Origin of the sequence: Euryhalocaulis sp., assembly GCF_013911995.1 — a bacterium.
Lineage (GTDB): Bacteria > Pseudomonadota > Alphaproteobacteria > Caulobacterales > Maricaulaceae > Euryhalocaulis > Euryhalocaulis caribicus.
Genome location: NZ_JACESD010000019.1, coordinates 14,274 through 27,273 on the forward strand (window position 1 = coordinate 14,274; position 13,000 = coordinate 27,273).

14 protein-coding genes are annotated in these 13,000 nt (G+C 66.7%); 8 read left to right on the forward strand and 6 right to left on the reverse strand.

What is annotated here, in order from left to right:
* The first annotated feature begins 14 nt into the window (after nt 1–14).
* The gene (locus H2040_RS06865) at nt 15–1,706 is read left to right on the forward strand and encodes a tetratricopeptide repeat protein (protein WP_287156246.1); all 1,692 of its coding nucleotides are present in this window, start codon (nt 15–17) and stop codon (nt 1,704–1,706) included.
* Nucleotides 1,703–2,593: a 4-(cytidine 5'-diphospho)-2-C-methyl-D-erythritol kinase gene (locus H2040_RS06870; protein WP_022699060.1), complete on the forward strand. Its 891-nt coding sequence runs from the start codon at nt 1,703–1,705 to the stop codon at nt 2,591–2,593. The genes H2040_RS06865 and H2040_RS06870 overlap by 4 nt, the downstream gene beginning before the upstream one ends.
* Here H2040_RS06870 and H2040_RS06875 read toward each other — a convergent pair.
* The gene (locus H2040_RS06875; RefSeq protein ID WP_287156247.1) at nt 2,590–3,609 is read right to left on the reverse strand and encodes a polyprenyl synthetase family protein; all 1,020 of its coding nucleotides are present in this window, start codon (nt 3,607–3,609) and stop codon (nt 2,590–2,592) included. The two genes, H2040_RS06870 and H2040_RS06875, sit on opposite strands and share 4 nt — an antisense overlap.
* Before the next feature lie 116 nt (nt 3,610–3,725).
* Here H2040_RS06875 and H2040_RS06880 point away from each other — a divergent pair, with 116 nt between their 5' ends.
* The 3 genes from H2040_RS06880 to H2040_RS06890 are packed head-to-tail and all read left to right on the forward strand — an operon-like array spanning nt 3,726 to nt 5,370.
* Nucleotides 3,726–3,938 (forward strand): putative signal transducing protein, encoded by a 213-nt coding sequence (locus tag H2040_RS06880; protein WP_287156248.1) that lies wholly within the window; start codon nt 3,726–3,728, stop codon nt 3,936–3,938.
* Nucleotides 3,935–4,666 carry a tRNA1(Val) (adenine(37)-N6)-methyltransferase gene (locus H2040_RS06885; protein WP_287156249.1) on the forward strand — a complete coding sequence of 244 codons (732 nt, stop codon included), beginning with the start codon at nt 3,935–3,937 and terminating at the stop codon, nt 4,664–4,666. The genes H2040_RS06880 and H2040_RS06885 overlap by 4 nt, the downstream gene beginning before the upstream one ends.
* Nucleotides 4,666–5,370 carry an NAD-dependent deacylase gene (locus H2040_RS06890; RefSeq protein ID WP_287156250.1) on the forward strand — a complete coding sequence of 235 codons (705 nt, stop codon included), beginning with the start codon at nt 4,666–4,668 and terminating at the stop codon, nt 5,368–5,370. The genes H2040_RS06885 and H2040_RS06890 overlap by 1 nt, the downstream gene beginning before the upstream one ends.
* On the opposite strand, the gene H2040_RS06895 is transcribed toward H2040_RS06890, so the two are convergent.
* Both H2040_RS06895 and H2040_RS06900 read right to left on the reverse strand, forming a co-directional pair.
* Nucleotides 5,356–5,895: a YbjN domain-containing protein gene (locus tag H2040_RS06895; protein WP_161624637.1), complete on the reverse strand. Its 540-nt coding sequence runs from the start codon at nt 5,893–5,895 to the stop codon at nt 5,356–5,358. The two genes, H2040_RS06890 and H2040_RS06895, sit on opposite strands and share 15 nt — an antisense overlap.
* A gap of 72 nt (nt 5,896–5,967) precedes the next feature.
* Nucleotides 5,968–6,372 (reverse strand): metallopeptidase family protein, encoded by a 405-nt coding sequence (locus tag H2040_RS06900; protein WP_287156251.1) that lies wholly within the window; start codon nt 6,370–6,372, stop codon nt 5,968–5,970.
* A gap of 68 nt (nt 6,373–6,440) precedes the next feature.
* On the opposite strand from H2040_RS06900, the gene H2040_RS06905 reads away from it, so the two are divergent.
* Entirely contained in the window at nt 6,441–6,884 is a 444-nt protein-coding gene (locus H2040_RS06905; protein ID WP_353844814.1) for an MmcB family DNA repair protein, read from the forward strand.
* Between the two features lie 489 nt (nt 6,885–7,373).
* Here H2040_RS06905 and H2040_RS06910 read toward each other — a convergent pair whose 3' ends face one another.
* Nucleotides 7,374–7,955, reverse strand: coding sequence for an ActR/PrrA/RegA family redox response regulator transcription factor (locus H2040_RS06910; protein WP_022699068.1), 582 nt, complete (start codon nt 7,953–7,955; stop codon nt 7,374–7,376).
* Nucleotides 7,956–7,975: 20 nt separating this feature from the next.
* The gene (locus H2040_RS06915) at nt 7,976–9,310 is read right to left on the reverse strand and encodes an ActS/PrrB/RegB family redox-sensitive histidine kinase (RefSeq protein WP_081639653.1); all 1,335 of its coding nucleotides are present in this window, start codon (nt 9,308–9,310) and stop codon (nt 7,976–7,978) included.
* 106 nt (nt 9,311–9,416) lie between these two features.
* Here H2040_RS06915 and H2040_RS06920 point away from each other — a divergent pair, with 106 nt between their 5' ends.
* Nucleotides 9,417–10,055: an SCO family protein gene (locus H2040_RS06920; protein ID WP_287156256.1), complete on the forward strand. Its 639-nt coding sequence runs from the start codon at nt 9,417–9,419 to the stop codon at nt 10,053–10,055.
* Between the two features lie 85 nt (nt 10,056–10,140).
* Entirely contained in the window at nt 10,141–11,433 is a 1,293-nt protein-coding gene (locus H2040_RS06925) for a polyhydroxyalkanoate depolymerase (protein WP_287156258.1), read from the forward strand.
* 4 nt (nt 11,434–11,437) lie between these two features.
* Here the strand turns inward: H2040_RS06925 and H2040_RS06930 are convergent, their stop codons facing one another.
* Nucleotides 11,438–12,979, reverse strand: a complete 1,542-nt coding sequence (locus tag H2040_RS06930; protein ID WP_287156260.1) for an aq_1923 C-terminal domain — start codon at nt 12,977–12,979, stop codon at nt 11,438–11,440.
* Between the last annotated feature and the right edge of the window lie 21 nt (nt 12,980–13,000).

Here is a 13,000-nt window from a genome sequence, read left to right on the forward strand (position 1 = left end):
GAGTGACGGCAGGCTTGAAACATAAGGTGCGGCGGGCGCTGGGCGCCGGGGTTTCCATCCTCGCGCTGGCGGCCTGTTCGACTGCCTCGGCGCCGTTCGCCGGGGATGCGCCGCGTTCGGTTTACGGCGATTATCTCGCCGCGCGCTGGGCCGATGCGCGCAATCATTCCGGCGATGCGGTCAGCTATTATCAGCGTGCGCTGGAAAAAGAGCCCGAAAGCGCCTTCCTGGCGGAACGGGCCTTTTTCTCCGCTCTGACTTCCGGCGATCAGGCCGCCGCGGCGGATTTCGCCACGCGCACCATGCAGACCGACCCGGACAATCGTCTGGCGCGTCTGACGCTGGCCGCCGACGCGCTGGCCGAGCGGCGCTATAACGATACGCTGATGCTGCTGGACCAGACGACTCTCGGGCCGTTCAACCGGGTCGTCGGTTCGCTTCTGATCGCCTGGGCGGAAGCGGGTAAGGGCAATGCGCAAGCCGCGCTGGACGCCATCGCTGCGCCAAACGAATCCGGGGCGTTTGCCTCCCTGTCCGGTCTTCATTATGCGCTGATCCTGGCGAAGTTCGAGAGACCGGGGGCGGAAGAGGCTTTCCAGAGCGCGGTTGAAACGTCCGCCTTGCCGTCCTTCGCCATTCGCGAATACGGCCGCTGGCTGGAGCGGGCGGGCCGCGTGGACGAGGCGCGGAGCCTCTATGAAGACCGCCTCGCCGAGTCGCCCAATGACGCGGTGACGCAAGCGGAAATGGCGCGTCTGGTCAGCGGGCAACGCCCGCCCGCCCCGGTCACGGCGGCGGAGGGCGCGGCCATCGGCGTCTATGGTCCGGCCGCGGCGCTTTCCACGCAGGAACAGACCCAGCTTTCCCAGATCTATCTGGAAATCGCCCTGCGGCTGGACCCGGAATTCGGCCCGGCGCGCGTTCTCTTGGCGCGGCTGTTCAGTCAGGACGGGCGGCTGGCGGAGGCGGATCGTCTGCTCGCCGCGTTGCAGCCGAATGCCGCGTCCGCGCTGGAGGCCGAAATCATCCGCGCCCAGATCAAGCTGGTGCAGGGCGACACCGAAACCGGAATTGCCCTGTTGCAGGAGGCGTGGCGGCGCAGCGGCGACCGGCAGGCGGGTCAGTCTCTGGCCGAAGCCCTGCGCATCGCCGAACGCTGGGAAGAAGCGGAGACCGTCTCCACCACGCTGATCCAACGGGCGGGCGAAGCGGCGGACGGCGAGCTTTATTATGGCCGGGGCATCGCCCGCGAACGCCAGAATAAATGGCCCTCCGCGCGGTCAGATTTCCGGCGCGCCCTGCAGCAATCGCCGGACGACCCGGAAATTCTGAACTATCTCGGCTACACGATGGTCGAGCGCGGCGAGAATATCGACGAAGCGTTCGGCATGATCGAACGCGCCATCATGCTGCGCCCGCGCGCCGGCTATATCGTCGATAGCCTGGGCTGGGCGCACTACAAGCGCGGCGATTACGCTGAAGCGGTCAACCATCTGGAGCGCGCCGTGGCGCTGGAGCCCGCCGACGCCACGATCAACGCGCATCTGGGCGACGCCTACTGGATGACCGGCCGCCGTCTGGAAGCCCGCTTCCAGTGGGAGCGCGCGCTCAGCTTCGATCCCGAACCGGCTATCGAACAGGAACTGGCCGAGAAGCTGGAGAACGGCCTGAATTCCACGCCGTCCAGCATGGCGGATACGCGATGAGGCCCGCCGCGGCCCCGGCAAAAGTGAATCTCTGGCTGCATGTCGGGCGCAAGCGCCGGCGCGACGGCTATCACAAGCTCAACAGCCTGATCGTCTTTGCGACCGAGTTCGACGAAGTCGCGGCCGAGCCGGCGGACGACCTGACGCTGGAAATCGAGGGGCCGTATGGCGAGGGGCTGAGCACGACCGATAATCTGGTGCTGGACGCCGCCGAAGCCTTCGCCAAGGCGGCGCGCAAGGCCCGACCGGGCGCGCATATCCGCCTGACCAAGAATCTTCCCGTCGCGTCCGGCATGGGCGGCGGGTCTTCCGATGCGGCCGCGACGCTGCGCGTGCTGAATGAAATCTGGGAAATCGACTGGCCGCTGGGGCGGCTGCAGGATGTCGCCGCGAAGATCGGCGCGGACACGCCGGTCTGCGTCGATCCCCGCCCGACCATCGTGACGGGCGTGGGGGAGCGTCTGGCGCCGCTGGAATCCTGGCCCGCCCTGCACGCTGTCCTGGTCAATCCGGGCGTGGAGCTGTCCACGGCGGAAGTGTTCCGCGCCTATGATGTCGGGCATCGCGACCAGCCGCATGATCTGCGCATCCCGCTGGGCCTGTCCGATCCGGCCCACGCGATCCGCCTGATCAAGGAAGGCTCGAACGATCTGGAAGGCCCGGCGGTGCGCCTGTGCAGCCAGATTACGCCGGTGCTTGAAACGATCCGGGCAAGCGAGAATTGCTGTCTTGCCCGCATGTCCGGCTCAGGCGCGACCTGTTTCGGGCTTTATGAGAGCGAGGCCGAGGCGAAACGGGCCGCCGAATCTATCGCCGCCGATCACGGCGAATGGTGGGTGCGCGCGGTGAAGCTGGGCGGCTGCGATATTGACGGCCAGGAAGCCTAGTAGACCCGGCTGACCACGAAGTCGGGCAGGTCCATCATGGCCGTGCGGAGCGGGCTTTCCTCGAAAACCTCCAGCGATCCGGCCGCCTTGTCGGCGTGATGCCGGGCGGCGTCCAGCGTCTTCTCGACGCCGTTGTGCCGGGCCACGATCTCCAGCGCGCGTTCGAAATCGCCGTCCGTCTGTTCCAGATCGGTCAGGGTGCGGGCCCAGAAGGCGCGTTCCTCCGCGTCGCCGCGCGCATAGGCGACCGCGACGGGCATTGTGATCTTGCCTTCCCGGAAATCGTCGCCCACCGACTTGCCCATCGCCAGGGTGGCGCCGGCATAGTCCAGCGCGTCGTCGACAAGCTGGAAGGCCAGGCCCAGGGACTGGCCGTACTGGCGCATAGCCTGACGGCGCTTGTGCGGCGTTCCGGCCAGAACGCTGGGGGATTCCGCGGCGGCGGCGAACAGCTCTGCGGTCTTGGAGGCGATGATGTCCAGATAGGCCTCAGCGGACAGTTCCACGTCGCCGATGGCGGCCAGCTGTTTCACTTCGCCTTCGGCGATCACGCTGGCCGCGTCGGCCAGCACGTTCAGCGCCTCGATGCTGCCCGCTTCCACCATCAGGTTGAAGGAGCGGGCGAACAGGAAATCCCCGACCAGCACGCTGGCCGAATTGCCCCAGATCGTGTTGGCCGATTCCTTGCCGCGCCGCAGGCCGGACTGGTCGACCACGTCGTCATGCAGCAGGGTGGCGGTGTGGATGAACTCGACCGCCGCGGCCAGTTTCAGATGCCCGTCCCCGCGATAGCCCAGAAGGCGCGCCGCGGCGCAGGCGATCATCGGGCGCAGGCGTTTGCCGCCGGCGCCGACCAGGTGGTCGGCGACGTCGGGAATCATTCCCACCGGGCTTTGCATGCGCTCGTCAATCAGCGCTTCAACCCGGTCCATGTCGTCGGAGAGCAGGCGCGACAGGCGGTCAGCCGGCGTCTCTGCCGGCGCGCTGTCACGCGGCGCTTCAGCGGTCAGTCCCAAAAAGACGCCCCTTGTCGAAAACCATCAGCCTGCCAGACAATAGAAACCGGCCCCCGCGCGGGCAAGCAATGAGCGCCGCGCAATGGCGCCGCAGGGAAAACTGGAGATAAGCCCCCGTGATCGAAATTCTACGCACCAATGACGCCGTCATGCTGAGCTTTGCCGAAAGCCTGCTGCGCGAAGCGGAGCTGGACCCGGTGATCATGGATACGCACGCCTCCGTGCTGGACGGATCGGTGCTGGCGATCCAGCGGCGGTTGATGGTGCCGGATGACGCGGCGGACGAGGCCCGCCAGATTCTGAAAGACGCCGGCCTGAACCCGAAGTGAGCGACGCCTTCCTCGACGGCGCGATCACGCTGCGCCAGCCGGAGCGGGGCTTCCGCGCCGGGACGGACAGCGTGCTGCTGGGCGCGGCGATCCGGGCGGGGCGCGGCGAACGCGTGTTCGAGCCGGGTTGCGGCGCCGGGCCGGCGCTGCTGATCGCCGCGTACCGCAATCCGGAGGCGATGTTTGCCGGGCTGGAACAGGACGGCGGGACAGCAGCGCTGGCGGCGGAGAACGCGGCGGAGGACGGGCTGGGGGAGCGCGTTGTAATCCATGAGGGCGATATCGCCGCGCCGCCGGACGCGGTGCGGGAGGCGCTGTTCGACGGGGTTTTTCTCAATCCGCCCTTCTTCGACCCGGAGGGCGGCTGGCGGCCGCCGCGGGAGGACAAGCGGGCCGCGCACTGGGAGGGCGCGCCTTTGGGCGATTGGCTGGACTTCGCCTTGCGGCGGCTGAAGCCGGAGGGGCGGATCACGCTGATCCACCGCACCGAGCGGCTGCCGGATATTCTGGCCGCCTTTGCCGGCCGCGCGGGCAGCGTGCGGGTGAAGCCGGTGGCCGCCCGGCCGGGTCGCGCGGCGGGGCGGGCGCTGGTCACCGCGGTCAAGCGCGGCCGGTCGCCCTTTACGCTGCTGTCTCCGCTTGTGATGCATGGGGCCGAGGGCAAGGCGTTCAGCGCGGAGGGTGAGGTCATCTTGCGCGGCCGCGCCGGGATCGACTGGGAGGATTGATGGCGGATCGGGAGAATATTGTTGTTCTGACCGGGGCGGGCATTTCCGCCGAGTCGGGCGTGGCGACCTTTCGCGACAAGGACGGCATCTGGTCGAAATTCGACTGGCAGAAGCTGGCGACGCCGGAGGCGTTCGAAAGCGACCAGCAGACCGTCTATGATTTCTACAATACGCGCCGTCACAAGCTGCGCGATGTCTCGCCCAACCCGGCGCATGAGGCGCTGGCCCGGCTGGAGCGTGAATGGGGCGGCGGGTTCACGCTGATCACGCAGAATATCGACAATCTGCATGAACGCGCGGGCTCGCAGGCGCTGATCCACATGCACGGCGAGATGATGAAAATCCGCTGCGCCGAGTGCGAGGCGGTGACCCCTTACGATGACGATCTCTCTTTCGATCTGGCGTGCCGGGCGTGCGGCGAATCCGGGCGGATGCGGCCCCATGTCGTGTGGTTCGGCGAAATGCCGCTGGATATGGAGGGCATCTACCGGGCGCTGCAGGAGGCCGATCTGTTCGTCGCCATTGGCACGTCCGGGGCGGTCTATCCGGCGGCCGGGTTCGCGGCGGAGGCGCAGGCCATGGGGGCGCGGACGCTGGAGCTGAACCTGGAGGATTCGGACATCACGCCGCTGTTCGACGCGGTGCGGCGCGGCCCGGCGGGCGCGGTCGTGCCCGAATGGGTTGAGGAATTACTGGACGCTTGAGCCGCTTGCGCTGGCCGAGGCGGACCGGTCTTCCAGATCGAAATAATAGCGGGTCATCGCCTCCCGCCACAGCGGGATGAGGGAGGAAACGTGGCCGACGGTCACCCCGCCCTCCGCATTGATGTCCATTTCCAGAACCGCCGACCCGTCTTCGGCGCGATAGGCGCGGGTGAAGCGGTGTGTGCGGTTCCAGTCATTGATGGCGTCGAGCGAGGGCGCGGCGCCGGAAAAGGCGGTGCGCAGCTGGATATCGCTGCAGCGGCCCTGATCGTTGCAATTATAGAGATAGACGAACCAGGCGATGCGGTCGCTGACCACCACGCGCTGATCGGCCACCACGCCTCCGCCGGGGATGGAGTCCAGCTCCGCCGGCAGGGCGTTGAGCAGCAGAATCTCCATCACGTCCTTGGGGCTGAGGGCCTGATAGACGACTTCTTCCGCCGCGCGCGCCGGGGACGCCTGGCCAAGCGCGGCCAGCAGCAGCGCCGCGATCAGGCCCAGAACTGGCAGCCGGCAGGGTTTCATTGACGTCATTTCCGTTCGGTGTTCGCCCTCTTCAAAGGGCATCAAATCAGCAAGCCTGCTTACGGACAACGCTCAGGCGCTGTCCTCGATCCGGTGCATGTCCTCGTCGGAGAGGCCGAAATGATGGCCGATCTCGTGCACGATGACGTGGGAAATCAGCTCGCCCAGCGTGATGTCCCCGCGCTCGCACCACTCGTCCAGCAGCGGGCGGCGATAGAGGAAGACCATGTCCGGCTCCCCGCCCGGGTCGAGATGCGATTTCTGGGTCAGGTCCACGCCCTGATAAAGCCCCGTCAGCTCGAACGGGTTCTCGATCCCCAGATCGCGCAGCACCTCCTCCTCGGCGAAGTCGTCCACCCGCATGATGACGGGGCCGCACAGCTTGGTGAACTCCGGCGGCAGCTTCGCCCAGGCGTCTTCGGCGATGGCCTGAAAGTCGTCGAGCGACGGGGCGTATTCGTTGTGGCGTTTTGTCATGGGGACTCATGTAGCGCAGAAACGGACGGGTTGCCCCGGAAACAAAACCGGAACATTATGCGGGAATGATGGATCAGAGCAGCGCCGTTTCCGCCAGCAATCCCGCCATTGACGATGCGTCCGCCCTGATGCGCGGCGTGGCGCGGCTGTTCGCGGAGCGCGGCTATGCCTGCGTGCCGGAGCTGATCCTTGCCAATGGACGGCGCGCCGACATCGCCGCGCTGGGGCCCAAGGGCGAGCTGGCCGTGGTGGAGATCAAGTCGGGGCTGGCCGATTTCCGTTCTGACGCGAAATGGCCGGATTATGTGGGCTATTGCGACTCCTTCTATTTCGCCGTCTCTCCGCGCTTTCCACGCGATATCATTCCCGAAGAGGCCGGCCTGATCGTTGCCGACGCCTGGGGCGGGGCGATATTGCGCGAAGCCCCGCCGCGGCCCGTGAAGCCGGCGCGGCGAAAGGCGGTCATGCTGAGATTCGCCCACTGCGCCGCCGGCCGGCTGATGCGGGGATAGGGGAGGCGTTTGAGGTCTTGCGTCTTGTTCTGAGGCCCGCCCCCTCACCCTTTCGGCTGGCCAAATCCGGTGGATTTGGAGCCTCAAGCCCTCTTCCCCTCTCGGGGGCGAGGGGACTTTTTCTACCTTCCACCTCTTTCCACCGTCATCCTCCGGCTTGACCGGAGGACCCAGAGGGTCGTGGGGCGCCAAAACTTCAACTGGGTCCTCCGATCTTCCCCCGGCTCAAGGCCGGGGTCCGTCGGAGGACGACGGAGTTGGTTTGGGTTTCCGCTTATGCCTCCGCCTCCACGGCCGCGCGTTACTTTCTGTGACGGCCCTTCGAGACGCCGCGCTCTGGCGCGGCTCCTTAGGGTGAGGATGATGGGAAGGGGTAGGAGAAAAAGGGGCTTCCAGCCCCCAAACCTTAGCCTGAGGAGCTGCGGAGCAGCGTCTCGAAGGCGGGGTCCGGAGAGCGCAAACTTCCCCGGGAAAGTCCGGGGAAATTCTCTATTTGGGGGCGCGTTTGGCGAGGATGCGTTGGAGGGTACGGCGGTGCATGCCAAGGCGGCGGGCGGTTTCGGAGACGTTGCGGTTGCACAGCTCGTAGACGCGGAGGATGTGCTCCCACCGCACGCGGTCGGCGGACATGGGGTTGTCCGGCGGCTCGGGCAGTTTGCCGGGGCCGGCCAGCAGGGCGTTGGTGATGGCGTCGGCGTCGGCGGGCTTGGAGAGATAGTCCACGGCGCCGGCTTTCACGGCGGCCACCGCCGAGGCGATGCCGCCATAGCCGGTCAGCATCACCACGCGGCAATCGGGGCGGTATTCGCGCAGGGCCTCGACGACATAGAGGCCGTTGCCGTCCTCCAGCCGCAGGTCGAGCACGGCGAAGGCGGGCGGGTTGAGGCGGGCGATGTCGATGGCGTCCTCGACCGTGGCGACGGCGCTGACTGAGAAGCCGCGCTGTGTCATGGCCTGACCAAGACGGGTGCGGAACGCGCCGTCATCGTCGAGAATCAAAAGCGAATGATCCTCCGGCAATTCAAGACGGTCCGGCTTCACGTCGGGGTGGGACTGGGGCGTATTCATCATCAAGCTGCCTCCTGCCCGGTCTATATAGGTTGCGGATCCGCCGAGGGCGAGTAGGGCGGCGCTTGAATTGCACCAATCGGCCACACAGCCACGGCGCGCGCGCCCGAAGCGGTGTTGGAAAAGGCGATCTTTCCGCCCGTGCGGGTGATCAGCGTGTCGGCGATGAACACGCCAAGACCCATGCCGCCGGCGTCCGCCGCCCCTTCGCGGGTCGAGACATAGGGCTCGCCCAGCTTGGCCAGCACTTCCGGGTCGAAGCCTTCGCCGTCATCCTCGATGGTCACGGTGACGTCGCGGTCTGTCCAGACGCCGGTGACGGTGACGCGGGCGGCGGCGAAATCCACCGCGTTCTCCACGATATTGCCGAGGCCATAAATGATCTCGGGCGCGCGGGTGAGATCGGGCATGCGGCCCGGACCGGAAACGGAGATATCGATCTCCGCCCCGAAATGGCGGAAGGGTTCGGCGATTTCCTCCAGCAAGGTGCGGAAATCGGCGCGGGCGATTCCGGCGTCGGCCTCGTCCCCGCGGCGGGAGAGCTGGCCCAGAATGTCGCGGCACCGCTCGGCCTGCTGGACCAGAAGGCGGGCGTCGTCGGCCAGCGGGCTGTCTTCGGGGATGGCGCGGGCCATTTCCTTGGCGGTGAGCTGGATGGTGGCCAGGGGCGTGCCCAGCTCATGCGCGGCGGCGGCGGCGATGCCGCCAATGGCGGCCAGGCGCTGTTCCCGCGCCAGCACGGCCTGCGTGGCGGTGAGGGCCAGGGCGTTGCGCGCCGCCTCCGCCGAGGCGCGCCAGGCGGTCAGGCCGGCGAAGGCCATGGTGATGACCAGCGCGGTCCACAGGCCGAACACATACATGGTCGGCAGGATGAGAGGCTGACCCTCCGACCAGGGCAGGGGGTGGCCCAGCACGGCGATGGCGGCGGTGCAGGACAGGGCGAACACCGCCAGCGACAGCGCCATGCGGCCGGGCAGGGTGGCCGCGCCGATGACGACCGGGGCGGCGAGGATGACGACATAAGGGTTTTCCAGTCCGCCGGTGAGGCCGAGGATGAGGGCGAGCTGGGCGATATCGAAGGCGAGCTGCCACATCGCCTCCTGCGGTCGGGCGAGGCGCGACAGGCGCAGCCGCACCGACATGGCGAGGTTGAGCCCGATCGAGGCGGCGATGGCGGCGAAACAGGCGGCCAGCGGCAGCTCGAACCCCAGGCCGAACTGCACCACCAGCACGGTCGCCATTTGCCCGGCGGCGGCGAACCAGCGCAGCATGACCAGAGTGCGCAGGCGGACCGTGCCCCGGACCGGCGGCGTGAGGGGGCGGTCATCGGGGGGCGCGGCGTATGTGTCGCCTTTCATGGACATGGAATTTGCGCTTTCCTAACTGGCCTCTGCACGGGCGCTCGGCCCGGCCCATTGTTACGCCCCGCGCGCCCCGCGCGCCAACACGCAAAAAGGACACGCCATGCGACCGGCGTCCGGATTTTCCACTCTATCCAAGATTATTATCGGCGGTTCGCTGGCGCTGATCGTGGTGCTTGTGGCGGCGGTGCTGCTGCGCCCGCAGCCGCAGGGGCCGAGCATCGCCCAGCCGATGGGCAGTGCGGCGATCGGCGGCGAATTCACCCTGACCGACGATTCCGGCGAGACGTTCACGGACGAGGATCTGAAGGGCAAGGCCAGCCTGATCTATTTCGGCTATACCTATTGCCCCGATGTCTGCCCCTATTCGCTGCAGGCGATGAAGGCGGCGCTGGGGCAGCTCGGCGAAGGCGAACGCGAACAGTTCCGCACGGTCCTGATCAGCGTCGACCCGGAGCGTGACACCGTTGATGCGCTGCACCAATATGTTCAGTCCGAAGCGTTTCCCGAGGGCCTGATCGGCCTGACCGGGACGGCCGAACAGGTCGATGCGGCGAAGGCGGCCTACAAGGTCTATTCCGCGAAAGTCGAGGATGAAGGCTCGTCCGCTCAATACCTTGTGGATCATACAAGCCTGATCTTCCTGATGGGCAAGGATGGAGAATTCGTCTCCGCCTTTACCCACCAGGAGCCGCCGGAAACGATTGCGAAAGGCCTCCGCGACTATATTGCAGCGCAGTAAAAGCGTTTGCCCTTGCCGGTGCGGCGGGCCTATCCTTTTCCGCTGACAAGACCGCAAGAGTCGAAATTTCAGAGGGGGCGCAGATTTGCTTTACGCAATGTACGAGATGGGGCGCGCCGCGATGACGCCCTGGCGCGCGGCGGTGAACGCCGGGCGCAATGCGGCCCTGTCGCCGATGAACCCGTTTTTCGAAACCCCGGCCGCGCGGACCTGGGCCGCGGCGGCGGAAGTGTTCGAGCGGGCCTCCCGCGCCTATAACCGCCCCGACTGGATGATCGAGGCGGCCGAGATCGGGGGGAGCCGCGTTCCGGTCAGCCCCGAGACGATCTTTGAGACGCCCTGGATGGAGCTGACCTGGTTCCGCCGCGAAGCCGGGGCGATGAAGGCGGCGACGGGCGGCAAGGCGCAGCCGAAACTGCTGCTGGTCGCGCCGATGTCCGGCCATTACGCCACGCTGCTGCGCGGCACGGTCGAGGCCTTCCTGCCCGATTTCGAAGTCTTCATCACCGAATGGAAAAACGCCCGCGCTGTCCCCTTAAGCGACGGGCGTTTTGATTTGAACGACTATGTCGATCACGTGATCGACGCGCTGCACGTGCTGGGGCCGCAGACCCATGTCGCCGCGGTGTGCCAGCCGGGGCCGCTGGTGCTGGCCGCCACGGCCGTGATGGCGGACAATGACGATCCGTGCACGCCAGCCAGCATGACGCATATGGGATCGCCCATCGACGCGCGGCGCTCGCCCACCGTGCCCAATGTGCTGGCCATGCAACGGCCGCTGAGCTGGTTCCACGACAATCTGGTTCACACCGTGCCCGCGCCCTATCCGGGGGCGCTGCGCCGGGTCTATCCGGGCTTCCTGCAGCTGATGAGCTTCATGAACATGAACTGGGACCGGCACGTGGACGCGCACTGGTCCTTCTTCGAGCATCTGGTCGATGGCGACGGCGACAGCGCCGAGAAACACCGGGAATTCTATGATGAATACCTAGCTGTGATGGATCTGTCGGAGGAATTCTACATCCAGACCGTGGACGAGGTGTTCCAGCAATTCACCCTGGCGCGCGGCAAGATGATGCATCGCGGCCAGCGCGTGCGGCCGCAGGCGATCACAAAGACGGCGCTGATGACGGTCGAGGGCGAGAACGACGATATTTCCGGCATCGGCCAGACCCAGGCCGCGCATGACCTTTGCGAGAATATCCCCGAGGAGATGCGCCTGGACCACGTGCAGGACGGGGTGGGGCATTACGGCGTGTTCAATGGCCGCCGCTTCCGCGAGGAAATCGCGCCCTGCATGAAAGGCTTCATGCGCAGCCACTGGGATGAAAAGGCGGACCTGAAGGCCCGCCCGGATTTCGCGGCGCTGATCCGCTAGCCGGCTAGTTTTCAGTCGCCTCGGCGGAGAAGTTCAGGGCGTCCTCGTCGACCACGCCGCCCTCGCCGACAAACTCGCTGAGGGCCAGCGGGGCGTCCGGCGCCACGCGGATGGTCAGAACGCCGGGATCCTGAAGGAAGCTGGTCAGCGCGGTCGAAAGCTCGGTCAGCGCGGCGCGCGGGGCCTGTTCGGGGGCGAAGGCGGACATCAGGGCCACCATGCCCACGGCCTGGGCGCGGACGGTTTCGGGATCGGTGCCCTGCATCTGCGCCGTTCCGTTGAAGATATTGTCGGTCAGGCCGCGATCCTCCAGCCGCAGCATGAAGTCGCGCAGCTTGATGTCTTCCAGCGGCAGGTCGGCGGCGGCGGGCGGCGCATCGCCCGGCTCGGCCGCGGCGAGATCGGTGCTCAGGGCGACATATTCGCCATAGCCGTCCATATCCAGCGTGGTTTCAAGGCGGAAGCCGTCCTCCATCTCCACCCAGCTATCCTCGATGATCAGGCGGTCGGCCTCGCGGTCCCAGACCTGGCGGCCGGCGCTGGACAGTTTCAGCGTGTCATAGCCGAACATGCCGGCCATGACCGCGCCCTGCATCCCCAGCGGGCCGGACGTGTCGAAGCTGATCTCCATGGCCGGAACTTCGCTGAGCGAGACCATGCGCTCACCCTCGGTGCGGTTGGAGAAGGCCGCTTCGGGCATGTCGAGCTTCACCCCGCCAATATCGGCGGTCAGGCCCTCGATCCTGCCGTCCATGTCGAAATCGCCCTGCATCTGGTCCTGCTGCATCTGCTCCATCAGCTCGCCAAGGGCGTCCGGATCGCTGTCGGCCAGCGAGAACATGTCCATGGAGCGGGCATAGACGTCGTTCATGCGGATGGCCTCGACCGCGAGGGCGGCGTTGACCGGCTGGCCGGTCTGTTGGTCGGTGAAGGTTGCCGTGAAATCGAAATCATTGAAATTCATGGCGCCGAGCGTGCCGTCTTCCAGATCGTCCATCTCGATGGAGGCCAGCCTCATGGCGCCTTCGCCCTCGCCTTCCTCGGCGAAGGTCAGCTCCAGATCCTCCAGCAGGAAGGCGTCGAAGGCGAGTTCGGAGAAGCGGGCGGCGTCCTCAGCAGAGCTTCCGGCGCCGTCATCCTCGTCGTCGTCAGCCTCCTGCATGGCGCGGACCATGGCGGCATTGGGGCCGGCCAGGCTGATGCGCGCGACAGTTATTTCCGAGCCTTCGCCGCTGGCGGAGAAGTTTTCCATTTCCCAGAGGTCGAAGACCGGCTGGCCGTCATCCATGCGCGGGTTCTCGACGACCAGGGACTCCAGCTCGGCCGTCCCGTCCAGATCGCCTCCCGCTTCCGCCAGATCGAAGGTGAGGCCGGTGAAGACCGCGCGGTCGCCGTCGCGGCGGTAATCGTCCCAGGTGACGCCTTCGGCGGTGTCCTCGGTCAGCTCCAGCGCGGCCAGGGCTTCATCGAACGCGGCGTCGCCGCCGCCGCGGCCGCAGGCGGCCAGAAGGACAAAGGCGGCGGGAACGATCAGGGATTTCTTCATGGACGCGGGTCTCCGGTAGGG